Raw genomic sequence first — 24,842 nt, 5'->3', positions numbered from 1 at the left:
TAGTTGAAAAATAAATGGATTACTTTTTTAACAGGCAGAGTATTAGTGAAGGCAACTGGACAAGGAATGGAACGCTTTATCAATCGGCTCGCACGATCTGGTATTAGTATATGGAGCGTAAAAAGAAACCATGAAGGAATAGTGTTCTTTTATATCACATGGCCTGATCTACATAAATTACGCCGTGTAGCTAGGAAAGCTGATTGCTCCCTATATTTCATTCGTGGGGAGGGATTACCCTTCCTTTGGAAAAGAACATTAAAAAACAGTGGATTTCCCATCGGTATTTTACTCTTTTTTGTACTCATTTTATTTTTATCTAATATAACATGGGGGATTCAAATCAATGGTGCAGATCCAGAAACAGAACATAAAATAAGAAAAGAATTAGAAAATCTTGGCATTGTCAGAGGCTCTATGCATTTGTTTTCTGACAAACCTGATAAGATCCAAAAAAAGCTAACAGATAGAATTGATAATCTTACATGGGTTGGTGTTGAGTTAAAAGGGACAACTTATCATTTTCAAGTTGTACAAAAAACAGAGCCAGATGAAATAGCAGAAGCGAGTCCTCGTCATCTTGTAGCAAATAAAAAAGCTGTAATCGCTAAAATGTTTATAGAAAAAGGAAAAGCTGTTGTGAAAAAAGACCAATTTGTTGAAAAAGGCCAAATACTTGTCTCGGGTGAAATTGGACATGAGGATAAGCCGATCCCAGTGATTGCGGAAGGAGAAGTTTGGGGATATACATGGTACAACACTGAAGTTAGCTTCCCGCTTGATACGCCTCTCGAAGTTTTGGGAGGTAAAGAAATGCGAAAGTACTTTTTGAATTTGGGCAAATTGGAGTTGCCTATTTGGGGATTCGGTAAAATCGAATTTCCTAAATACGAAACGGAAATAGAAAATAATGATATTTTCTTTCTAGGGAAAAAAACACCTGTACAATATGCAAAAAAGACCATTCGAGAAAAGGAAGCGATCAACAGAAATTTAAATAAAAAAGAAGCATTAGTAGCAGCAAAAGAATTGGCCAGAAGAGATCTGAAAATGAAAATTCCTCCAGATGCTCGTATCGATAAGGAAATAATTTTGCAAGAAAAAGTAGAGAATGGTAAAGTTACATTATCTATTAATTTTCAGGTTTTAGAAAACATTGCTATTGAAAAACCAATCATTCAAGGAGACTGACGAATGTCTGAAGAAAACACAACAGCAAAGATTGAGTTAGAAAGCGCAGAAGAAGCCTATATTTTATTAGGTAATGCGGATAGTCATATTCGCTTACTCGAAGAACAATGGAATGTTTCTATAGTAACTCGTGGCGAAGCGATAATGGTTTCAGGAGAAACAAATATTGAAATAGTACAGCAAATTATTAAGCAATTATTAAAGGTTATCCGTAAAGGTATTCAAGTGAGTGAAAGGGATGTAGCCTACGCTTCTAAAATGGCTAAGGCAGGAAAAGTTGAATATTTTGCAGATCTCTTTGATGAAGAGATTGCAAGAAATACGAAGGGAAAAGCGATTCGCGTAAAAACTTTAGGTCAACGTGAATATATAGACTCGATCCGCAAAAATGATCTTGTATTCGGTATTGGACCTGCTGGAACTGGAAAAACGTATTTGGCTGTTGTAATGGCTGTAAATGCATTGAAAAAGAATCATGTGAACAAAATTATCTTAACGCGTCCGGCAATTGAGGCTGGGGAAAGCCTAGGCTTTTTGCCTGGTGATTTAAAGGAAAAGGTAGATCCTTATTTACGCCCTTTATATGATGCGTTAAACGATGTTCTTGGGGCAGAGCACACACAGCGCTTAATCGACCGTGGAACAATTGAAATCGCTCCTCTTGCTTATATGCGGGGAAGAACATTAGATGATGCGTTTGTTATTCTAGATGAGGCTCAGAATACTACTCAAGCGCAGATGAAAATGTTTTTGACACGCTTAGGTTTTGAATCAAAGATGGTTATAACTGGAGATTCGAGTCAGGTTGACTTACCAAAAGGCGTTACATCAGGACTGATGGCGGCTGAAATTATCTTAAAAGATGTTAAAGGCATTTCTTTCATTCACCTGAATCAAAGTGATGTTGTTCGCCATCCATTAGTTTCTCAGATTATACAAGCCTATGAACGTAATGATCAATTACCAAGATCTTAATCAAATTGACTTACCGTTTTACCTGTATTGGGTGAAACGGTTTTTTTATAAGAATGTATAAAATTTGACTAATGCTTGGCTCAAAATATTTTCTTTTTGCTGGCAAACAATATTGGTTAAAACTCTGTGACAACATTTCATGGACAGGCAAAAGGAATGGGTGACATGCGTGTTGAGCTTGCTGTTAGGAAGGGTGAACATAGCTGTCCATCTTTTCCGTCAAATTCCACATCATTATACAGTCACTAACGCCTTTCTTATTAGGAAATTTAAAAAAATAATGCTTTCGTTTAAAAAAACTGCTATCATTTTAGTAAGCTGAATATCCGTCAGCCATTAAAGGGTATGGAGGCCGTTATGAAATTTCAAGCATATATTAGTAAGATACGTTCATTTCTAAGTTTTAAACTATTCACAGCATTAATTTATTGTCTATTGGCTTTGGTTCTTTTGTTAATTCTATATCATAATATGAAGCCTGAGACGTATGATATGGAAAAATTCCAAGTTGCTGATAAAACGATTCGTTCGCCTAAGACAATAGAGGATGAAATGAAGACAGCGGAAGAGCGAGAAAAGGCAGCAGAAGCAGTCGATAAAGTTTACGTATTTAAAAAGGAAATGGCTCAAAATCGTGTTTCTTTACTAACTTCTATTTTTGATTTTGTTACGGAAACTAATCATGATTCAGATCAAGAACTGAAAGAGAAAGACAAAAAAGAAACAGAAAAAACAAAAGAGGTTGCTATAGAAGAAAGATTGAAAGTATTGAAATCGAAATTAACAGAGAATGTGTCAGAGGATATTACAGATTCTATTTCGGATACGATATTACTTTCGCTTTTACAAGCAAAAGAGACTGATTTACAAACAACAAAAAATGTTGTGATCCAATATGTGGAGTCAGCAATGACTGAAGAAATCCGTGAAGATGGCCTGAATGATGCAAAAAAGCTTGTACAAAGACAAATTAGAGCAGCAGGTTTGCCTGAATCGCTAGTGAAGGCAGGAGAGGAACTGGGACAATATGCGATTGTACCAACCGAATTATATGACCCCGAATTAACGGAAGAACGAAAAAAACAAGCGATGGCAGAGGTTGAGCCAGTCAAAATCTTACAGGGGCAAATAGTTGTTCAAGAAGGACATTTAATTGATCGAGATACATATCGTCAGTTGGAACTATTAGGATTATTAAAAAGTAACCCTACTATAAAGCCACTAGTTGGACTCGTTTTATTCGTTATTCTAGTTATTGGTTCGGTTTATATTTATTTTTCACGAGTTGATCTACCTGAAGAAAAGAAGCAAAATTATCTGCTTTTATCAAGTTTTATCTTCATTTGTTCCTTAGTAGTGATGAAGATTGTAGGCCTTATAGATGCTGAGTTAAATGATATTGCCTATATTTTTCCGGCGGCAATGGCACCAATGTTAATTAAAATATTGATGAATGAACGGTTTGCCCTTATCATGACGATCATGCTCGCAGCTTGTGGGAGTATTGTTTTTCATGATGGTATCGCGGGAACGATTAACGTGGAGGTCGCCATTTACATACTCTTTAGTGGGCTAGCAGGTGTTTTACTTTTATCAGGACATAATGAAAGAAATCATATTTTACGTGCCGGAATTTTCATTTCCTTAATTAATTTGCTGTTAATTTTATTTTTAATGTTTGGTGGAAATGGACAGTATGCACCTGTAGAATATTTATATTATGCTTTATATGCGGTCGTTTCTGGTTTGCTTTCAGCTGTATTTACCATCGGTTTGTTGCCGTTTTTTGAGGCAGGATTTGGTATTTTATCAACAATGAGATTAATTGAGCTCTCAAGCCCAAATCACCCTTTATTGAAGAAATTATTAACTGAAACGCCAGGCACTTATCATCATAGTGTGATGGTTGCCAATTTAGCGGAATCTGCATGTGAAGCAATCGGAGCAAATGGACTTCTAGCCAGGGTTGGTTGTTATTACCATGATATAGGAAAGACAAAAAGGCCGCCTTTTTTTATTGAGAATCAATTGAATATCGAGAACCCTCATGATCAATTGCCCCCTGAAACCAGTCGTGATATTATTCTGGCGCATACAACAGATGGGGCGGAGGAATTAAAAAAACATAAACTACCGAAAGAGATTGTAGATATCGCGGAACAGCATCATGGTACAAGTCTTTTAAAATTCTTTTATTATAAGGCAAAAAAGGAAAATGAAAAAATTACTGAAAGTGAATTTAGATATCCAGGGCCGAAGCCGCAAACAAAAGAAATCGCTATAATTAGTATGGCAGATAGCGTTGAAGCAGCTGTTCGTTCCAAAACAAATCCAACACCAGATGAGATTCGCACACTTGTTCATCAAATTGCTCAGGATAAATTACTTGATGGACAGTTTAATGAGTGTGATCTAACCCTGAAAGAAATTGAAAAGGTGAAAAAAGTGTTTTGTGAAACTTTAAATGGCATATTTCATTCGCGAATAGAGTATCCTGACATAAAACAATAGAAGGTGATTAATGGTGGCACTCCTAATTGATGCTATAGATAAAACGGAAAAATTAACAGAAGAAAACTTGATGATGGTAGAAAAACTTTTAATACATGCGGCTGAAATTGAAGAAATTCATGAAGATGCCGAAGTTTCCTTAATATTTGTCTCCAATCCAAAGATTCAAGAGATTAATAAAGAATATCGTGGAAAAGACCAAGTCACTGACGTGATTTCCTTTGCACTTGAAGAAAGTTTGGAGGGAGAGGTTATCATCCAAGGTGCACAACTCCCACGTGTTCTTGGTGATATTATTATCTCTCTTGACCGTACAAAGGACCAAGCTGAGGAGTATGGGCATTCGTTTAAAAGAGAATTAGGTTTTCTAGCTGTTCATGGTTTTCTCCACCTGCTTGGATATGACCATATGAACGAGGAAGACGAAAAGCGCATGTTTGCTAGACAGAATGAAATATTGGCAGGTTTTGGTCTTGAAAGATAGAGGACCTTTTTCTGTGATACGATTATTTTCTGCCTTTAAGTATGCGGTACAAGGAATTCAATATGCAGCAAAATCAGAAAAAAATTTTCAAATTCATCTATTTGCTGCATCGATTGTAATCATACTATCTTTTTTTCTAAAACTAGATAAAGTTGAATGGATTTTTATAATCATTTCTATTTTCGGTGTAATGGCGTTAGAACTCGTTAATTCCGCAATGGAACGGGCTGTTGATTTAGCTACAGACAAAATCCATCCTTTAGCAAAACAGGCTAAAGATTTAGCCGCAGCCGGGGTTTTAGTCTATACACTAATGGCTGTTTTGATTGGAATTCTTATTTTAGGTCCGAAAATTATTCAGCTCTTTTATTAGAATCCATAATAGTAGACAAAGTCAGATTTGACTTTGTCTACTATTATTTTCAAGGAAATTTACTACATATGAATTTTCTAAATAATATTCACGATTCCGATTAGCACATTCACACCATTTTAGTTTAGAATAAAAAATTAAGGCCAGGATTTGAATGTGTTGAGCAGGTACGGTAAAATAATTTTACGGTCATTTCCGACAATGAAATGGAAATGTTCAAAAAACTTTCTCGAAAGTGATAACTTTTAAGTGGATTTGTAGTAAAATAAGTTATGAAAGATGAGGAGAACTATTTTAAATATGGACCAATTGGTAACAGCAGCAAGTAAGGCAAGAGAAAAGGCTTATGTACCCTATTCTAGATTTGCAGTCGGGGCAGCTGTTTTGACCAAAGATGGAAAGATTTTTGCAGGATGCAATATTGAAAATGCATCTTACGGGATGACGAACTGCGCAGAACGGACAGCGATTTTTAAAGCAATTTCTGAAGGTGAAACAGAATTCACTAAATTACTCGTGATTGCTGATACAGCACGTCCTGTGCCACCATGTGGAGCATGTCGTCAAGTTTTAGCAGAGTTCTGTCCAAGGGATATGACAGTTATTTTAACTAATCTCAATGGAGATCAAAAACAAACAACAGTTGAAGAATTATTGCCATTTGCATTTACAGCGGAGGATATACATGATGAATCAAAATAAAGAGAATGACGTTTTTAAATCTGGTTTTATTTCTATAATTGGCAGGCCGAATGTGGGGAAATCAACATTTTTAAACCGTGTCATTGGACAAAAAATTGCCATTATGAGTGATAAGCCACAAACGACGAGAAATAAAGTTCAAGGTGTTTTAACAACAGATGAAGCGCAAATGATTTTTATAGACACGCCGGGGATTCATAAACCTAAGCATAAATTAGGCGATTTTATGATGAAAATTGCAGTGAATTCCCTAAAAGAGGTAGATATCATTTTATTTATGGTAAATGCCGAGGAAGGGTTTGGACGTGGTGAAGAGTTTATTTTAGAAAAGCTAAATGGAGTCCAAACACCAGTGTTTCTAGTGATTAATAAAATTGATCTTATTGCTCCAGATAAGCTTCTAACCATTATAGACACATATAAAGAAAAATATGAATTCGCGGAAATCATTCCAATTTCAGCAATGGAAGGAAATAATGTTGACCGTTTATTGGAACAAGTTCAGATACGACTTGAGGAAGGTCCCCAATTTTATCCTGCAGACCAGGTTACTGATCATCCCGAAAGGTTCATTGTAGCGGAATTGATCCGAGAGAAAGCGCTTCACTTAACAAGGGAAGAAGTTCCGCATTCCCTCGCTGTTACAATTGACAAAATGGAACGGCGTAAAGAAAAAGAAATGATTGATGTAATGGCCACCATTATTGTTGAAAGAGATTCTCAAAAAGGGATTATTATTGGAAAACAAGGGAATATGTTAAAGGAAATTGGCAAGCGAGCTAGAGAGGATATTGAAAAACTACTTGGTTCAAAAGTTTATTTAGAGTTGTGGGTAAAAGTCCAAAAAGATTGGCGAAATAAAGCGTTCCATTTACGTGATTTTGGTTTTACTGAAGAGGAATATTGACACACATTAGGCACTTTGACAAATTTTATGCAGTATGGTTATTAGAGATAATGAGAAAATAATCTTATTCGGCTTTATCATAAGAGAAGACGAAAATAATTGATCACTTGGAAAGGCGGGAATTTTAAAATGTACGAATTTACGTGGAAAGTTTTCAAAGAAACAGGTAATGTCAATACGTACCTGCTTCTAAAAGAACTTGAAAAGGAAGAGCATTTGAATATTCTGCCATGTGGGGAAAATCCGGACGAAGCAGACTGCACACAAGTGACTTAAAACACGTGTTCAAAAAGGAGGATAAAAAGACCAAATCGATTAAGGGCTGACCTAATCGCCGTTCATTTTTATCGGATATATTGAACATCCTAATTAAGCGTGTGAATTATCCCATAATGCTGTGAATGCAGTGAAAGGGGTAAGATCAATGGTTAATAAATTTGAAGGTATTGTCATTAGAACGACAGATTATGGGGAATCAAATAAAATCGTTACTATCTATACGAGGGAAGCTGGAAAAATCGCTGGAATGGCCAGGGGAGCTAAGAAGCCGAATAATCGGCTGTCCAGCGTTTCCCAGCTCTTTACATACGGATACTTTGTTATCAGTGGCACACGAGGCTTAGGGACAATTCAACAAGGAGAAATGATATCATCACTTCGATATATAAGAGAAGATATTTTTAAAACAGCATATGCTTCTTATATTGTAGAGTTGCTAGATAAGGGAACCGAAGAAAAAGAGAGTAATCCATTTTTATTTGAGTTGCTTTATCAAACATTGATATACATTAATGAGGGATATGATCCTGATATTATTACAAACATATTTGAAATGAAGATGCTAAATGTTTTTGGATTATACCCCGAAATGAATCACTGTGTTCTTTGTGGGAATACTGAATCCCAATTTGGCTTTTCTATAAAAGAAAATGGGTTAATTTGCCAAGATTGTCTTCAAAAGGATCCTCATTATTTTCCGGTCTCGCAAAACACGATTAAATTGTTAAGATTATTTTATTTCTTTGATATCCATAGATTAGGATCAATTTCAGTAAAAGAAGGAACGAAAAAAGAACTTCGAGATGTAATCTCCACTTATTATGATGAATTTTCTGGTTTGAATTTAAAAACGAAGCGTTTTTTAGATCAATTAGGAAATTGGAAGCTTAAATTAGGGGAGGACTAGTATTTCCGTTAGATGTTGAGGTTAATATTGACTTTTAATCAAATTTCAGCTATTTTCTTCTTATAAGATAAATTATTGGAACTGTGAAGAAGGAAAAAAGTAGTAGAAACTGTTTCATTAAAGTGTAAGTTCAAATGGGTGGATGTTTATCAAAGTCCTGCAGGGTACAAAGGTATCGCGACAGGATATCGCAATTTTAGCTTTTGACCCTTACTTATGAACTACCACTTTTAGCGAACCCGGGATGGTGAAAGCCGGAGTATGAAACTTCTGTGAACGGCATTCCTGAACAGCGATAGAAAAAAAGTTGGCTACTAGTAGTAGCAAATAGGGTGGAACCGCGGGTAAACTCTCGTCCCTATGCGAAAAAAGCATAGGGAATGAGAGTTTTTTTGTGCTTAGAAAACATATGGGTAATTAATTTTTCATTTGTTGATGGTAGGTTTGCGTTATTGGCCCCATCCCTGTTGGATGATGGCGATCCACTTGGCCGTTTTACATACTTAATATTTCTGAGAATTTCAGGGAATGAAATTTTCTAAATTGAATGGAGGATGAAGAGAATTGAATATTCAAGAAATGATTTTGACCTTGCAAAAACATTGGTCAGACTATGGGTGTATTCTTATGCAAGCTTATGATGTGGAAAAAGGGGCTGGTACGATGAGTCCTTATACCTTTTTAAGGGCTATTGGTCCTGAGCCTTGGAATGTGGCTTATGTGGAGCCATCAAGAAGACCGGCAGACGGTCGTTATGGTGAAAATCCAAATCGATTATATCAGCATCACCAATTCCAGGTTATTATGAAGCCATCTCCAGATAACATACAAGAAATGTACTTAGATTCTTTAAAAGCATTAGGGATTGATCCGCTTGAACATGATATTCGTTTTGTAGAAGATAATTGGGAAAATCCATCTCTCGGTTGTGCAGGTCTTGGATGGGAAGTATGGCTTGATGGGATGGAAGTCACTCAATTTACTTATTTTCAACAAGTGGGGGGATTGGAGTGTAAACCAGTTTCAGTGGAATTAACTTATGGAATTGAGAGATTAGCTTCTTATATTCAAGATAAAGAAAATGTATTTGATCTTGAATGGACAAATGGTTTTACGATCCGAGACATCTTTTATCAACCAGAATTTGAACATTCAAAGTATGCATTTGAAACATCCAATCAACAAATGTTATTTGATCTTTTTAACACATATGAAAAAGAAGCTAAGCAGCAAATGAAACATGGCTTAGTTCATCCAGCTTATGATTATATATTAAAATGTTCCCACGTTTTTAATTTACTTGATGCTAAAGGGGCTATTTCCGTAACGGAAAGAACGGGCTATATAGGAAGAATGAGAAATATGGCTAGAGAAGTGGCCAAAACATTTTATGAGGAACGCGAAAAACTTGGTTTTCCAATTTTGAAACAAAAGGAGGGAGCGCGTCATGAGTAGTCGCGATTTGTTGTTGGAAATTGGCCTTGAAGAAATTCCTGCCAGGTTTGTATTAGGCGCTATTGAGCAATTACAGAAAAAAATAGAAGATTGGCTAACGGAAAGAAAAATACAATTTGGAGATGTAAAAGCATTTTCGACTCCAAGGAGATTAGCGGTCCTTGTAACCAATGTTGCTGAATCTCAAAAAGATACAGAATTGGAAGTGAAGGGGCCGACAAAGAAAATCGCTATTGATCAGGAAGGGAATTGGTCAAAAGCCGCTATGGGATTCTCAAAATCTCAAGGAGTAGCAGTAGATGATATTTTCTTTAAAGAAATAAAAGGTACAGAATATGCATTTGTACAGAAATTCGAAAAAGGCCAAACAACAGAAACAATCTTACCAGATCTAAAAGAAATTATTACTTCGCTTCATTTTCCAAATAATATGCATTGGGGAGATTTAAACACGCGCTATATTCGCCCCATTCGCTGGATTGTAGCTTTATTCGGGCAACATATCATCCCATTTACTGTTGCGAATGTGAATTCAGGTAATATAACATATGGGCATCGCTTTTTAGGAAGTGAGATCAACTTAGCATTGCCGGCAGAATATGAGAAAATACTACTTAGCCAATATGTGATCGCCGATTATGAAAAAAGGAAATCAGCGATTGAAGAGCAAATCGCAAAGCTAGCGGATGAGCATCATTGGCTCATCCCGATTGATCCATCGTTATTAGAAGAGGTTACAAATCTAGTTGAGTATCCAACTGCATTTTATGGTTCTTTCCGAAGTAGTTTCCTTGAATTACCAAAAGAAGTTTTAATAACGTCTATGAAGGAACATCAACGTTATTTTCCGGTAGAAGACCATAATGGTCAGCTATTACCATATTTTATTGCTGTTCGCAATGGTGATCATCGCCAATTGGAAACTGTAATAAAGGGAAACGAAAAGGTATTAAGGGCACGCCTGCAAGATGCTGATTTCTTCTATCACGAAGATCAAAAATTGACAATTGCACAAGCGCTAGAGAAATTAAATAATATTGTTTACCATGAAAAGCTTGGAACACTTTCTGAAAAAGTAAACAGAGTAATGTGGATTGCAAAAGAAATTGCTTATAAACTAAACGTTACAGATGAAGAACTTGCTACTATAGGTAGAGCAACTGAAATTAGCAAATTTGATTTAGTGACAAATATGGTTGATGAATTCCCCGAATTACAGGGGATTATGGGCGAAAAATATGCTTTACTTCAAGGGGAGAAACCAGAAGTGGCGCAGGCGATTAAGGAGCATTACCAACCAATTCATCCAGAGGATCCTGCTCCAAACTCGATGATAGGTTCAGTTGTAAGTGTAGCGGATAAATTGGATTCAATTGTTTCTTTCTTTTCAATCGGGTTAATTCCAACTGGTTCACAGGATCCTTATGCACTCAGACGACAAGCAGCAGGAATTGTAAAAATCTTACAAGTTAAAAATTGGAATGTGACCTTACCAGCTCTTTTAGATATTGCAATAAAAGGGAATCATCAAGAGAATAATCAAGAGCTTTTCGAGCAACTTAAAAAATTCTTTAGACTTAGATTAAACTATTTATTAGAAGAAAAAGGGATTCGATATGATATTGTGGAAGCTATATTAGACAGTAAGTGGACTAGTATCCCAGAGATACTTAAAAGAGCTGAAGTATTGGAAAATAACAGCCAACAACCGCAATTTAAAACTATTGTTGAAGCATTATCAAGAGTGTTAAATATTGCGAGCAAAGCAGAAGGAACCATAGCTGTTGATAAAAATCTTTTCGAAAATGAATATGAAAAGAATCTATACGAAAAATGGCAACAAGTAGAAAAACAAATGAACGAAATTGAATCTGTTGATGCCCGTTATCAATTACTGGCATCATTGGAGCCGATTATTTCAAGCTATTTTGATCATACGATGGTGATGGCGGAAAATGAATCAGTTAAAAATAATCGTCTAGCACAAATGGAAAACCTAGCTGAATTCATTTATCAATTCGCAGATATGAACAAAATTCTAGTAAAGTAGTATTTAAATTGTAAGTATCAAAATCACGATGTCCAGTTTTAACAAGATAAAAGGAATAAGGTAAGGAAGAAGGATGAATCGATATTGACGTATCGTAGGAAAAAGGCGTGAAATTGCTAGCCTTCGGAGTTGTACTAAGTACAATCGTCCGTTCAATGAATAGCAAGTGTGTGGCGTACCGCCATTATGCCCAAGGGACAATCTTTTATTGCCTGCAATATCATGTCCTGTTCTTGCAACTTTGTTCTAACCAACATCCCGTTGGCCAAAAATGAGAGGCTATCACCATATGGTGATAGCCTTTCGAAGGGGGGATAATAGGTGACTGAACCTATCATTTATGTAGTATCAGATTCTGTTGGGGAAACAGCCGAACTTGTAACTATTGCAGCTTTAAGGCAGTTTAATGGGTCAGACGCTTTAATTAAACGCTATCCATATATCGAGAATACAGAACATATTGATCAAATTATATCAAAAGCGATAATGGATCAAGGAATGATCGTATATACACTTGTAAAGCCAGAAATAAGGGAATATATGAAAAAGATGACCCACATACACCAGCTCAATGGTATCGATATTATGGGCCCATTAATGGATAAATTCGAAAAAAAGTTTGAAAGAGCTCCACTAAACGAACCTGGATTAGTTAGAAAACTTGATGAGGATTATTTTAAACGAATTGAAGCCATTGAGTTCGCGGTTAAATATGATGATGGACGTGATCCTAGAGGATTGTTAAGGGCTGATATTATTTTAATTGGCGTATCGAGAACTTCAAAAACACCCTTATCTCAACATCTAGCATTAAAAAGTATTAAAGTTGCGAATGTCCCCGTTCTGCCGGAAATAGATCCTCCGAAAGAATTATTTACTGTTGATCCTCGGAGATGTATTGGTTTGAAAATTAGTCCGGAAAAATTGAATCATATCCGCAGGGAAAGGTTAATTGCATTAGGGCTAAATGACAATGCCAGTTATGCTAATATCGAAAGGATAAAAAAAGAATTGGAGTATTTTGATGCAATTTCCAGTAAAATCGGGTGTAGTATTATTGATGTTACGAACAAGGCAGTAGAGGAAACAGCTAATTTGATTATTAGTTATATGAATCACAAAAAAGGTTAGAATCTCCAGTTATTAATCTTGGCAAAACAATTAAAATTAAGCTATAATATAAATTTGTGTTTAATAAATGCTTTAAAAAAGGTTTAGAGCTAAACGTTTAGGAATACACTAAGAACAATGGAGAATGAACTGAGACGGGAAAAAACGACATGTTTCCTTAAATACTTTTCATAATAAGAAGGAATCGACGGAGTGATGTAGAATTATAGATAGTAAACGCATATTTGTTGATGCAGATGCATGTCCTGTTAAAACAGAAATAAAGAAGCTTGCAGATGAATATGGATGGCATGTTTGCTTTGTTGCTTCCTATGATCATAGACCAGTTGATTTAAATGATAAAGAAGATTGGGTGTTTGTAGATCCAGGAAGAGACTCTGCTGATCTATATATTTTAAATCATATTCATTCGGACAATCTGTTAATTACACAGGACATTGGTTTAGCTAGTTTAGCGATGGCCAAAAATGCCCATGTAATATCACCGCGTGGGAAAACCTTTAAAGAGGACTCAATTCAAACCGCTCTTGATTTTCGCTACTTATCTGCTTTAGAGAGGAAAAAAGGGAACTATGGTAAGGGACCTAAGACGTTCACTGAAGAAGATCGGAAGAGGTTCATAAAAACTCTTTGTGAATTATTGTCGAATTTTGAAGGAGATTCGGCATATACGTCGAATTAAAATAAATGACCAAAATACATTTATTTTCTATTCAAGGCATGTGGAGGATATTTTTAATATTTGATAAAAGTTTTCTCCCTTTCGTCCTTCTTTAAAGAAATGATAAGTTTAATTTTGATAGATGGAGATGGACTTTGTGGCAAGGATTCCCGAGGATAAGATTGCCGAGATAAAACAATCGGTTGACATCGTTGATGTTATTAGTGAATACGTTCAGCTAAGAAAACAAGGCCGTAATTATTTTGGACTATGTCCTTTTCATGGTGAAAACACTCCATCATTTTCTGTTTCACAGGATAAGCAAATCTTTCATTGCTTTGGTTGTGGAATGGGAGGAAATGCTTTTTCGTTCATTATGGAAATAGAGGGAGTTTCCTTTCAAGAAGCGGCCGAGAAGGTAGCTACTAAGGGAAATGTTGAGCTGGAAATAGATTCCAGCATTCATAACCATATTGAAAGTTCTTTACCACCCGATCATATTGAGATGATAAAGGCACACGAATTATTAGCCAAATTTTACCATCATCTGCTTATGAACACCAATGAAGGAGCCGATGCTCTTAATCATTTATTTAAGAGGGGTTTTACCAAGGAGAGTATCCAAAAATTTAATATCGGCTATTCTTTGCCTGAATGGAATTTTGCAGTGAATTATTTGGACAAGCATGGCTTTTCCCTAGAAACCATGGAAAAGGCTGGGTTGCTAGCTCGGCGCAATAAAGACCAAGCTTTTGTCGATCGATTCCGCAATCGAATTATGTTTCCACTACTAAACGAAAAAGGAAAGACTATAGCATTTTCAGCAAGAGCTCTTTCAGATGAAGACCATCCAAAATACTTAAATACTCCAGAAACACAGCTTTTTCATAAAAGCTCAATTTTATACAATTACCATCAAGCTAGGAGTCATATTCGTAGAATTGGTTATACAGTATTATTTGAAGGATTTGCTGATGTAATATCTGCTGATGGGGCAGGTGTTTCTAATGGTGTAGCTCTTATGGGCACAGCTTTAACGGAAAAGCATATTCAAATATTGAAAAGATTGTCGAATTCGATTGTCCTTTGTCTGGATTCAGATGATGCTGGTTTAGAGGCTGCTTTTAAATCAGGTTCTTTATTGGAAAGATATGGCATGGATGTCACTGTTGCACAATTGCCTGATAAATTGGATCCAGATGATTATATTCAGCAATTTGGAGCAGAAAAGTTCCGTGAGGATGTCATTGGGAACGCCCAAACATGGATGGCTTTTAAGTTGTTTTATTTTCGTAGGGGAAAAAATCTTCAAAATGAAGGAGATTTACTCGATTTTATCGATAAAGCCATCATAGAAATAGCTAAGCTAGGGAACGCTGTAGAACGGGATATGTATTTAAGACAGTTGTCTGAAGAATTTTCTTTGTCACTTGATGCTTTAATGTCCCAATTAAATGAACTTATTCAACCACATGTTGATAAAAAACATGAAAAACAGCAGGCGGGAGAGCGACAACCGGAACCCCGAAAAGTAAATCTACCCCAGCGGCAACGATTGCCAGCAATCGCATTAGCAGAAAGACAACTTATTGCTAAAATGATGCAACAAGAGGAATTAGTTTACCGAATCATGGAAATGATGGGGGATGGTACTTTCCACTATGATGAGCATCAAGCGATTGTTACATACCTGCTTGGTTATTATGAGGAAGGAAATAAACCTGATTCTAGTTTATTTATGAATTATCTTCCAGATTTAAAATTAAAAAAAATTGTTTCTGAAATAGAGATGTTGGCTGTTGATCTTGAATATAGTGAAAAAGAGTTAAATGATTATGTGAGTCATGTGTTGAAATATCCTAAATTGTTAATGATAAAAGAAAAGCAAGCAGAACAAAAAGCAGCTGAACGAAAGAAAGAATTTAGCAAAGCAATAGAATTGGCGAAGGAAATTGTAGAATTACGCCGATCTCTTTGACTTTGTACAGCTAAATTCCCTACTTAATGGAGTAAAAATAAATACAAATAGCGGTATATTTTACGCTGTGAAAGCTAACCTTTGTTTCAGAAAGCTTAAGTTTTATGGCATTGTGTTAGCCTAATGTTGGAAGGAGGAAAATGCATGGCTGAAAAATCAGCTCGTTCCAATGAAACTGTGAATGAACTTACTGTAGATCAAGCGAAAGAACAATTGATTGAGCAAGGCAAAAAAGTTGGAACTTTAACATACGAAAAAATTGGAGAGAAACTAGGTCATTTTGACTTAGATTCTGATCAACTGGATGAATTTTATGAGCATTTAACGGATCAAGGGGTTGAGTTAGTCGAAGATTCCGATGAGGATGAGGATCCGAATGTAACGGATATTCAAAAGGAAGACGAGGAAGAATTTGATTTAAATGATTTAAGTGTACCTCCTGGTGTGAAAATTAATGATCCGGTGAGAATGTATTTGAAAGAAATAGGACGCGTAGACCTTCTATCTGCAGAGGAAGAGGTTGAACTGGCTAAGCGAATTGAACAAGGTGATGAAGAAGCTAAAAAACGATTAGCTGAAGCCAACTTGCGACTTGTAGTAAGTATTGCAAAGCGCTACGTAGGTCGTGGTATGCTGTTTTTGGATTTGATCCAAGAAGGTAATATGGGTCTAATTAAGGCAGTGGAGAAATTCGACTATGATAAAGGCTTTAAATTTAGCACTTATGCAACATGGTGGATTCGTCAAGCCATCACAAGAGCTATTGCCGACCAAGCAAGAACAATCCGGATTCCCGTCCACATGGTAGAAACAATCAATAAATTGATTAGAGTACAACGTCAGTTATTACAAGATTTAGGACGCGAACCAACTCCTGAAGAAATTGCTGAAGAAATGGATATGACACCAGATAAAGTCCGAGAAATATTGAAAATTGCACAAGAGCCTGTTTCGTTAGAAACACCCATCGGAGAAGAAGATGACTCCCATTTAGGTGATTTTATTGAGGATCAAGAAGCGACATCACCATCAGAGCATGCTGCTTATGAACTTTTAAAAGAACAGCTAGAAGACGTATTAGATACATTAACAGACCGAGAAGAAAATGTACTAAGACTTCGCTTTGGACTTGATGATGGTCGTACACGCACGCTTGAGGAAGTTGGAAAAGTTTTCGGTGTTACAAGGGAGCGGATAAGACAGATTGAAGCAAAAGCCCTTAGAAAACTTAGACATCCTAGTAGAAGTAAGCGACTAAAAGACTTTTTAGAATAAGCTTGACTACTTTACAGTGCGTGTTTAAAAAAGACCGAGAAGTAATGACATCAATGTCCCACATAGAACGTGTCGGCATTTAATCGATGATCCCTTATCTCGCGGTGTCATTTTTACCGGACTTTTTAAACATCTTATTACAGTTTACTTCTGCTTTCGGGAGTAAGCTTTTTCTTTGCAATGGAAAATGAGCAAAGTTTAATACAAAAGGAATAAAGAAGATACTTCTATATTAAAGAAGTTTTTTGTTTCTTTTTTACTGTTTGCTCATTTCCTTTGACCAAAGAGCAGAAGGATAGAAACGAGTATTGAACCTCTTAGCCCAATCTTCCGTTACTCTTGGGCGTATATATTATTTTAACAAGTTAATTTATAAGACCATTCCAATATCTTAAAAGTGAGGCAACTCCTTATGAAGGATGAAAAGAAAACCGTCCTATTAAACGAAATCAATTTCTGGAAGGAGAATAAAATACTTCCAGAGCATTACTGTGACTATCTTATTGCATTGTACACTCAAGGAGATGAAACACAACAACCTAAAAATCTAAAAAGTAAAAAGAAAATATTTCAATGGGAAGTTATTTTGCAATTACTGCTTTTGCTCTTGATAGTTGTAATGGCTGTAATAACATATATTACAGCTATTTCATTTGGATTGCAAACGCTTTTCTTGTCAGTATTTGTCATCATTCTTATTTTTAGTTGGATTTATTTTCGTAAAAAAAAGCAAAAGCCTACACTTGTCTATATTACAGCAGCTTTTTTATTGCTTTTTTATACTGTTCAAATTAACGGTGCTTTTTTTGAAAATGAGACAATTAGTTTATATTGGCTTTTATTAATAAATTGTCTTATTTGGATTTTCGGTGGTATAGTTGGGAAAAAGTTATTTTTCACATTATCGGGCTTTATTGCTATGGCATTATTAATCCTATTGATCCTTATTTAAATCGTTTTTTTTGGTTAAATATTGAAGAATAGATGAATTTTATTGCAAAAGCTTTTACTTTTTGCGTATTTCGAGTAAAATAGAGTTGTTTGAAGCATAATCTATATTATATACATAGTGATCTTACTAAGGAGGGCTTAAGTAGTGAAACGTAATCCACTCGTTCCCTATTTTTTAATTTTTGCAATGGGATTTGTAATTATTTTTTTCCTCGGGATTAAAGGGATTGGGGACGCTAAAGAAATAGCTAATGAAGGAGAAGAAGGTGGCGGAGAAGAGGTCGCTTTTGATCCTGAAACATACGCAAATCAAACATGTATCTCCTGTCATGGTGAAAATTTAGAGGGAAGTAGTGCTCCATCTCTTCATGGCACAGGGCTATCGAAAGAAGAAGTTGCCGATATTCTAACCAATGGAACAGAGGGTGGAATGCCAGCTGGATTGGTAGAGCCAGATAATATCGATGAAATGGCTGAATGGATCTCAAATTTAAAATAATTTAAAAGCGTAGTACTAACTATTGCTATAATTAGATCCCAACATATGAAGAGTTCTTTGCATTTAGCAAGGAACTCTTTTAACTTTAGACCGAGAAACTGGTCACAAAGGCGTGCGATTGTAGTCGCGAATTTAGCCTTTGATCATTATACATAGGGTGATGGAATGAATATTGAAAAATTATCCAAAAGATTGGAAACGGTTGTTTCTTATATTAAACCAAATATGAAAATTGCTGATATTGGTTCAGATCATGCTTATTTACCATGTTTTGCTGTGAAGAATGGAATTGCTTCTTACGCGATTGCTGGAGAAGTGGTTGAAGGACCTTATCAATCTGCTCTTAATCAGGTAGAAGCTGCACAATTAACAGAAAAAATTTCAGTTCGAAAAGGAAATGGCCTAGAAGTGCTCCGAAACGAGGATCAAATAGACTGTATAGTTATTGCTGGCATGGGGGGAAGCTTAATTACAGAAATATTAGAAGCCCAGAAGCAAAAATTAGCCTCTGTAAGCCGTTTGATTCTTCAACCTAATATAGCAGCTGAAAAAGTGCGAAAGTGGCTCTATGAGGAAAAATGGCAGCTTGTGGACGAGCAGCTAATTGAAGAAGAAGGAAAGTTTTATGAAATTCTTGTAGCTGAACCTGGGAATCCGACTCTTCCTTATATAGATTTGAGCAAGGAATTTTTATTGGGACCATTTTTATTGAAACAGAGGAACGATCATTTTAAACAAAAGTGGAATGCCGAATTAAAGATATGGGAGAAAGTTTTGCAAGAACTAAATAAGGCAGAGGAAAATCAAGCAACAGAGGCAAAAAAGCAAGCATTATTACGAAAAATTGAAATGGTAAGGGAGGAGTTAAAGTGAAGGAAGTGAAGGTAGGACAGGTCTTGCAATTATTTGAACAATTCGCACCGCAAAAATATGCGCTTGAAGGGGATCCAATCGGATTACAAGTGGGCTCATATCAAAAGCGGGTGAAAAATATTATGATCGCTCTCGACGTATTAGAAAATGTCGTTGAAGAGGCGATTGAAAAAAAGGTAGACTTGATCATTGCCCATCATCCAATGATTTTTCGCCCTGTGAAAAAGATCCAAACAGATCAGGCTCAAGGAAGAATTATCGAAAAGCTGTTAAAACATGATATTTCCGTGTATGCTGCCCACACGAATTTAGATGTAGCTAAAGGCGGAGTAAATGATATGCTGGCACAAGCTTTGCAACTTGAAAAAACTGCTGTTCTTATTCCGACCTATGAACAGAAATTAAGAAAACTAGCTGTATATGTCCCTGTTGAACACGAGAAGCAAGTACGTACTGCATTAGGAGAAGTCGGAGCTGGCGCTATTGGAGACTATAGCCATTGTTCATTTTCTACGGAAGGAACAGGCCGTTTCCAACCAGGTGAAGGAACAAATCCTCATATTGGTCAACATGGAAAATTGGAATCAGTACAAGAAGTGAGAATTGAAACAGTTTATCCGGTTGAAATGGAGAAAAAATTAATTACAAGCATGTTGAAGGCACATCCTTATGAAGAACCAGCCTATGACCTTTATGATCTTGCTTTAAAAGGGGAGGAGCTTGGGCTTGGGAGAATTGGAGAGTTAAAAGAAGAAATGTCTCTTCGCGATTTTGCTCTATTTACAAAAGAAGTTTTAGATTCTCCTGGAGTGCGTATCGTAGGAGATTTGGATGAAAAAGTAAAGAAGGTAGCTGTCTTGGGCGGCGATGGCAATAAGTACTTCTCTAAAGCTAAATTTAAAGGTGCAGATGTTTATGTGACAGGTGATTTCTATTATCATACAGCCCATGATGCCATGAATATGGGATTAAATATTGTTGATCCAGGCCATAATATTGAAAAAATTATGAAAAAAGGTGTAACAGAACTCCTTAAAAAGGAATGTGAAAATAGTCAGTTTGAGATAACCATATTCCCATCAGAAGAAGATACAAACCCATTTATTTTCTTATAAAAGACTAATCTTAGCAGTGTTATTTCTGCTGCTAAGTATATTATTACTTCTTAACTTGTAGGTGAATTTTCACAAAGATCGTTTAACTCTGGAGCCATCGTGGGAGGTTCGCAGCAGCAAGTCCATCGGCGTTACGTTAGGATGGGGTTTTTAACCGATGTTCTACTTTTTAATTTTAGCCAAAGCAGGCAGAGAAAGAATGCCTTGCTTTGGCTAAAAACATTAGAGAATAAAGCGCCTTGCAGTCTTTCCTGCTATCTCGTGGTCAGGGATGTTTTTGTAATTCTCGGTAAAATTTTATTTAAAGGTACTTTGTGTTCACGATCCCAAGTTGTTTGATCAGAGGGATCAAATTGTTCCAAGAATTTCATTACTTCACGGACAATGGGTGTCGGAGTAGAAGCTCCAGCTGTAATTGCCACTGTTTCAGCTTTTAAAATCCATTCAATTTGAATTTCTGAGACATCTGATATTCGGTAGGCAGGTGTACCAGCAATTTCCTTCGATACTTGTGCCAAACGATTTGAGTTATTACTCATCGGATCACCAACTACAATAAGTACATCCGCTTCACCTGCTTGATCTGCAACTGCTTCCTGTCTAACTTGAGTGGCAAGGCAAATCTCTTTATGCTGTTCAACATGAGGGAATTTTTCTTTCACCCTATTCATAATTGCTTGAACATCCCACTGGCTCATCGTTGTTTGATTTGTTACGATGATTTTATCGTTCTGAATATCTAATTTTTCAACATCATCGAGTGTTTCAACTAGATGGACAATATGTGGGGCAACCCCAATAGCACCCTCTGGCTCTGGGTGACCTTTTTTACCGATATAAATGATATTGTAGCCTTCTTTTTCTTTTTCTCTTATCAGGTCATGGGTGACTGTTACATCAGGACAGGTTGCATCGATAGTTGTCAATCCTTTTTGCTTCGCAAGTTCACGTACTTCTGGAGAAACCCCGTGAGCAGTGAAGATAACTGTGCCTTGATCAACCTTTGATAAGATTTCTTTCCGATTAGGGCCGTCTAATGTAATAATTCCATCTTCCTCAAACGCGTCTGTAACATGCTTATTGTGAACGATCATCCCTAAAATATAGATGGGACGCGGTAAGGTTTTATCCAAAGAAGCATTTCGAGCAATGACCATGGCATCTACTACACCATAACAATACCCTCGAGGGGTAATTTTAATAACTTTCATCCAAATCCTCCTGACTAGAGGCTTCAGCCTGTAATCTATTGAACTTCATATCTATTATAAAGGACAACAGTAAAAAAGCCAATCGCAGGAGGAAGAGAAGAGAGTTGAAACAAGCGGAACGCCTAACTTCGTTACTTCACATGTTGGTAGCCTAATTCAAATTCTAGTGGGAATAGCGATATTATATTTTCTTGAACACAGAAAGAGTGAATCTATGTTTCAAGAAGTGGTTCGTCAACTATTTCGAAAAGCTACGTTTTTTCATTCGACATTAGTCTAATAATTTTCCAGTAATCTATTAAGTTTAAGGTGCTTTATGATGGAATATATAATTTGGGTACAGATTCTCCTTTCTTCCGTTCTTTTTTAGTGGGTGTGGGTGTATTGTCTGCTTTTTTATTTTTTTTCTTATCTTCTTCAATTTCTCCATCGCTTAGATTTTGCTGTAGATCGTCGATTGATTGTTCTGGGGTAGTGGATGAAACATCTGCAGATTCATCAGCTGAAGAAGATGTTAAACCTTGATAAATTCTCCACATTGCTGGTAGATTTTTCACCATTGGTCCATATTGTTGTATGAGTGGTCCGATTTGTTGCGCTGTATTTAATACGTTTTGAGTTTTTCCTAAAAAATTACCGATAGTTTGTGGATTTGTAAGTCCTTGAAGCAAAGATGTTTGAGTTCCTCCTGATCTGGCAAACATTGATGCAGCTTCTGGTGCGGCCTGCCGTGAGAATAATCTTGCTAATAAACCTCTATTAGCGGATAAGCCTGGTTGTTGTCCGAATGCTGCCATTCCTCGAGGATTTGGACCAAACATTCCTGATTGGCCGATATTACGTGCTGGCCATCCCATTCTTTGTGGCGGCATCGGCCCTGGATTTCGTAATGCCAATTACATAACCTCCCTTCCTACAGCTAAGTTATGCAAAAATCTATGAAAAGTTTGGATAATCGCCGTAACTTAGTGGTTATTATTGTACCAGGGGGTTAGCAAGAATTTTAAAGACAATATTTGTGAAACTCAGCTGAATCGTTTATAATTATTTCTTTGAGATGATCCTTATTAGGAAGTGAAAAAATGAACCATGATTTTAATCAATTTAAATTGCAGCCATTTATTATACAAGCCATTGAGAAAATGGGATTTCGCCAACCTACCGAAATTCAGCAAAAAATGATCCCGCTTATTTTACAGGGGCATAGTGCAATTGGTCAGTCACAAACAGGGACAGGGAAAACACACGCTTATCTTTTGCCAATTGTACAGTCAATAGATCCAGAACAGAAACATGTTCAAGCTGTTATTACAGTGCCAACAAGAGAATTGGCTGATCAAATTTATCAAGAAATTTTAAATCTTATACAATTTGATCCAGCAAACATGATAACAGCCAAGCGTTTTATTGGTGGTACAGATAAACAGAGGGATGTTGGCAGATTAAAGGAACAGCCCCATATTATTGTGGGAACTCCCGGAAGAATACATGACTTAATTAGGGAGCAAGCTCTTTTTGTTCATAAAGCAAATATGCTCGTCATTGATGAAGCAGACCTTATGCTTGATATGGGCTTTTTACATGATGTGGATCAAGTTGCTGCCAGAATGCCAGAAGATTTGCAAATGCTTGTGTTTTCAGCAACAATTCCGGAAAAAATAAAACCTTTTTTAAAGAAATACATGGAAAATCCGAAGTATGAACAGGTGGATCCAGAGAATATAGCTGCTGAGAACATTGAACATATTTTAGTTCCATTGAAGAGTCGAGAAAAAGTTGATCTAATCACAGATATGCTTCAATCATATAATCCATACCTGGCGATTATTTTTGTCAATACTAAACAAATGGCTGACATTGTTGCAGACAAGTTGATTGAGAGAGGATTAAAAGTTGGAAGACTTCACGGTGATATTAGCCCCCGTGAACGTAAAAGAGTGATGAAACAGATTCGCCAACTTGATTTTCAATATATTGTTGCAACAGATTTAGCGGCGAGAGGAATTGATATTCAGGGTGTAAGTCATATTATTAATTATGAGTTGCCAAAGGATCTTGATTTTTATATTCATCGCGCTGGGAGAACTGCAAGAGCGGGGAATAAGGGCATTGCGGTAACTATTTACCAACCAAGTGATGAAGATGCATTAGCGAAATTAGAGAAAATGGGCATTTTATTTACCCATATGGATTTTGAACGGGGTAATTGGGTAGAAAGTACGGATCGGAATCGAAGGAAAAAGCGTCAAAAATCGGTTTCAGAAGAAGAACTTAAAGCCAAGCAGCTAATTAGAAAGCCAAAACAAGTAAAACCTGGCTATAAAAAGAAAATGCAAAAACAAAAAGAACAAATAATTAGAAGAGAGAAAAAAGCAAAAAATCGTAATAAATAAGGGGGAGTGGGTATGTTGAAAATTGGATCACATGTTTCGATGAGTGGGAAGAAAATGTTGCTAGCTTCCAGTGAAGAGGCTGTTTCATATGGAGCGAATACATTTATGATTTATACTGGTGCCCCACAGAATACAAGAAGAAAAAAGATTGAAGAATTAAATATTGAAGCCGGACAAGCCCATATGAAAGAGCATGGAATAGATGAAATTATCGTCCATGCACCGTATATTATCAATATTGGAAACAGTGTAAAACCGGAAACATTTGAATTAGGTGTCAATTTTCTTCGTTCTGAAATTGAAAGAACAGAGGCAATTGGCGCTAAACAAATAGTTTTACACCCTGGCGCTCATGTAGGTGAAGGAGCAGAGAAAGGAATTCAAAAGATCATTGAAGGCTTAAATGAAGTATTAACTGCTGATCAGAATGTTCAAATTGCTCTTGAAACAATGGCAGGTAAAGGTTCTGAATGTGGCCGTTCTTTCGATGAATTGGCGAAGATTTTCGATGGTGTACATTTAAATGATAAGCTTTCGGTTTGTTTTGATACTTGTCATACACATGATGCGGGATATGATATTGTCCATGATTTTGATGGAGTATTAGACGAGTTTGACCGTGCGATTGGAGTCGACCGTATTAAAGTATTGCATATTAATGATAGCAAAAACGAATGTGGAGCGCGAAAAGACCGACATGAAAATATTGGCTTTGGCCATATCGGGTTTGATGCATTACACTATATTATTAAACATCCTCAATTGGGAGATATTCCGAAAATATTAGAAACACCTTATGTAGGGATCGATAAAAAAGATAAAAAAGCTCCTTATAGATTTGAAATTGACATGATTAAAAAAGGCGAATTTAATGAACGTTTATTGGAAGAAATAATGGCCCAGTAAAGGATGAAATGGCAT

Annotated in this window: 23 protein-coding genes; 21 read left to right on the top strand and 2 right to left on the bottom strand. The window is 36.3% G+C overall.

What is annotated here, in order from left to right; genetic code table 11:
• The first annotated feature begins 3 nt into the window (after positions 1 to 3).
• The 19 genes from yqfD (at position 4) to J2Z23_RS08500 (ending at position 20,317) form a co-directional block, all read left to right on the top strand.
• Positions 4 to 1,191 (top strand): sporulation protein YqfD, encoded by a 1,188-nt coding sequence (yqfD, locus tag J2Z23_RS08590; protein ID WP_057983061.1) that lies wholly within the window; start codon positions 4 to 6, stop codon positions 1,189 to 1,191.
• A 3-nt stretch (positions 1,192 to 1,194) separates the two neighbouring features.
• The gene (locus tag J2Z23_RS08585; RefSeq protein WP_057983062.1) at positions 1,195 to 2,166 is read left to right on the top strand and encodes a PhoH family protein; all 972 of its coding nucleotides are present in this window, start codon (positions 1,195 to 1,197) and stop codon (positions 2,164 to 2,166) included.
• A gap of 357 nt (positions 2,167 to 2,523) precedes the next feature.
• Positions 2,524 to 4,677, top strand: coding sequence for an HD family phosphohydrolase (locus tag J2Z23_RS08580; protein ID WP_082881212.1), 2,154 nt, complete (start codon positions 2,524 to 2,526; stop codon positions 4,675 to 4,677).
• Positions 4,678 to 4,690: 13 nt separating this feature from the next.
• Positions 4,691 to 5,161: an rRNA maturation RNase YbeY gene (gene ybeY, locus J2Z23_RS08575; RefSeq protein ID WP_057983286.1), complete on the top strand. Its 471-nt coding sequence runs from the start codon at positions 4,691 to 4,693 to the stop codon at positions 5,159 to 5,161.
• Positions 5,127 to 5,534 carry a diacylglycerol kinase gene (locus tag J2Z23_RS08570; RefSeq protein ID WP_057983068.1) on the top strand — a complete coding sequence of 136 codons (408 nt, stop codon included), beginning with the start codon at positions 5,127 to 5,129 and terminating at the stop codon, positions 5,532 to 5,534. Before ybeY ends, J2Z23_RS08570 begins: the two co-directional genes overlap by 35 nt.
• A 300-nt stretch (positions 5,535 to 5,834) precedes the next feature.
• Positions 5,835 to 6,236, top strand: coding sequence for a cytidine deaminase (locus J2Z23_RS08565; protein ID WP_420795698.1), 402 nt, complete (start codon positions 5,835 to 5,837; stop codon positions 6,234 to 6,236).
• Complete coding sequence (era, locus tag J2Z23_RS08560; protein WP_057983288.1) at positions 6,223 to 7,143, top strand: GTPase Era; 921 nt, start codon at positions 6,223 to 6,225, stop codon at positions 7,141 to 7,143. Before J2Z23_RS08565 ends, era begins: the two co-directional genes overlap by 14 nt.
• Before the next feature lie 129 nt (positions 7,144 to 7,272).
• A complete protein-coding gene (locus J2Z23_RS08555) occupies positions 7,273 to 7,419 on the top strand; it encodes a YqzL family protein (RefSeq protein ID WP_082881215.1) in 147 nt (48 codons plus the stop codon).
• 148 nt (positions 7,420 to 7,567) lie between these two features.
• Positions 7,568 to 8,329 (top strand): DNA repair protein RecO, encoded by a 762-nt coding sequence (recO, locus tag J2Z23_RS08550; RefSeq protein WP_057983072.1) that lies wholly within the window; start codon positions 7,568 to 7,570, stop codon positions 8,327 to 8,329.
• 564 nt (positions 8,330 to 8,893) lie between these two features.
• On the top strand, positions 8,894 to 9,784 hold the full coding sequence (gene glyQ / locus J2Z23_RS08545) for a glycine--tRNA ligase subunit alpha (protein ID WP_057983074.1): 891 nt from the start codon (positions 8,894 to 8,896) through the stop codon (positions 9,782 to 9,784).
• Positions 9,777 to 11,834, top strand: coding sequence for a glycine--tRNA ligase subunit beta (gene glyS, locus J2Z23_RS08540; protein ID WP_209973675.1), 2,058 nt, complete (start codon positions 9,777 to 9,779; stop codon positions 11,832 to 11,834). Before glyQ ends, glyS begins: the two co-directional genes overlap by 8 nt.
• 321 nt (positions 11,835 to 12,155) lie before the next feature.
• The gene (locus tag J2Z23_RS08535; RefSeq protein ID WP_057983077.1) at positions 12,156 to 12,965 is read left to right on the top strand and encodes a pyruvate, water dikinase regulatory protein; all 810 of its coding nucleotides are present in this window, start codon (positions 12,156 to 12,158) and stop codon (positions 12,963 to 12,965) included.
• A gap of 202 nt (positions 12,966 to 13,167) precedes the next feature.
• Positions 13,168 to 13,647 (top strand): YaiI/YqxD family protein, encoded by a 480-nt coding sequence (locus J2Z23_RS08530; protein ID WP_082881211.1) that lies wholly within the window; start codon positions 13,168 to 13,170, stop codon positions 13,645 to 13,647.
• Between the two features lie 127 nt (positions 13,648 to 13,774).
• Positions 13,775 to 15,604 (top strand): DNA primase, encoded by a 1,830-nt coding sequence (gene dnaG / locus J2Z23_RS08525; protein ID WP_057983081.1) that lies wholly within the window; start codon positions 13,775 to 13,777, stop codon positions 15,602 to 15,604.
• Positions 15,605 to 15,748: 144 nt separating this feature from the next.
• Positions 15,749 to 16,879, top strand: coding sequence for an RNA polymerase sigma factor RpoD (gene rpoD, locus J2Z23_RS08520; RefSeq protein WP_057983083.1), 1,131 nt, complete (start codon positions 15,749 to 15,751; stop codon positions 16,877 to 16,879).
• A gap of 412 nt (positions 16,880 to 17,291) precedes the next feature.
• A complete protein-coding gene (locus tag J2Z23_RS08515) occupies positions 17,292 to 17,831 on the top strand; it encodes a hypothetical protein (protein ID WP_057983085.1) in 540 nt (179 codons plus the stop codon).
• 144 nt (positions 17,832 to 17,975) lie between these two features.
• A complete protein-coding gene (cccA, locus tag J2Z23_RS08510; RefSeq protein ID WP_057983088.1) occupies positions 17,976 to 18,329 on the top strand; it encodes a cytochrome c550 in 354 nt (117 codons plus the stop codon).
• 165 nt (positions 18,330 to 18,494) lie between these two features.
• The gene (locus J2Z23_RS08505) at positions 18,495 to 19,202 is read left to right on the top strand and encodes a tRNA (adenine(22)-N(1))-methyltransferase (RefSeq protein WP_064467686.1); all 708 of its coding nucleotides are present in this window, start codon (positions 18,495 to 18,497) and stop codon (positions 19,200 to 19,202) included.
• Entirely contained in the window at positions 19,199 to 20,317 is a 1,119-nt protein-coding gene (locus J2Z23_RS08500; protein ID WP_057983094.1) for a Nif3-like dinuclear metal center hexameric protein, read from the top strand. The genes J2Z23_RS08505 and J2Z23_RS08500 overlap by 4 nt, the downstream gene beginning before the upstream one ends.
• Positions 20,318 to 20,571: 254 nt before the next feature.
• On the opposite strand, the gene J2Z23_RS08495 is transcribed toward J2Z23_RS08500, so the two are convergent.
• Positions 20,572 to 21,528 (bottom strand): 4-hydroxy-3-methylbut-2-enyl diphosphate reductase, encoded by a 957-nt coding sequence (locus tag J2Z23_RS08495; protein ID WP_057983096.1) that lies wholly within the window; start codon positions 21,526 to 21,528, stop codon positions 20,572 to 20,574.
• 314 nt (positions 21,529 to 21,842) lie between these two features.
• Positions 21,843 to 22,424, bottom strand: a complete 582-nt coding sequence (vrrA, locus tag J2Z23_RS08490; protein WP_057983098.1) for a VrrA/YqfQ family protein — start codon at positions 22,422 to 22,424, stop codon at positions 21,843 to 21,845.
• A 186-nt stretch (positions 22,425 to 22,610) separates the two neighbouring features.
• Between vrrA and J2Z23_RS08485 the strand changes: the two genes are divergently transcribed.
• Together J2Z23_RS08485 and J2Z23_RS08480 are read left to right on the top strand one after the other, a co-directional pair.
• The gene (locus J2Z23_RS08485) at positions 22,611 to 23,921 is read left to right on the top strand and encodes a DEAD/DEAH box helicase (RefSeq protein WP_057983100.1); all 1,311 of its coding nucleotides are present in this window, start codon (positions 22,611 to 22,613) and stop codon (positions 23,919 to 23,921) included.
• Positions 23,922 to 23,933: 12 nt separating this feature from the next.
• Entirely contained in the window at positions 23,934 to 24,827 is an 894-nt protein-coding gene (locus tag J2Z23_RS08480) for a deoxyribonuclease IV (RefSeq protein WP_057983102.1), read from the top strand.
• The last annotated feature ends 15 nt before the right edge of the window (positions 24,828 to 24,842 follow it).

Source organism: Lederbergia galactosidilytica (assembly GCF_017873565.1).
GTDB classification, from domain to species: domain Bacteria; phylum Bacillota; class Bacilli; order Bacillales; family Bacillaceae_C; genus Lederbergia; species Lederbergia galactosidilytica.
Note: the sequence above shows the minus strand (reverse complement) of the source record. Positions and strands in the feature narration are given on the sequence as shown.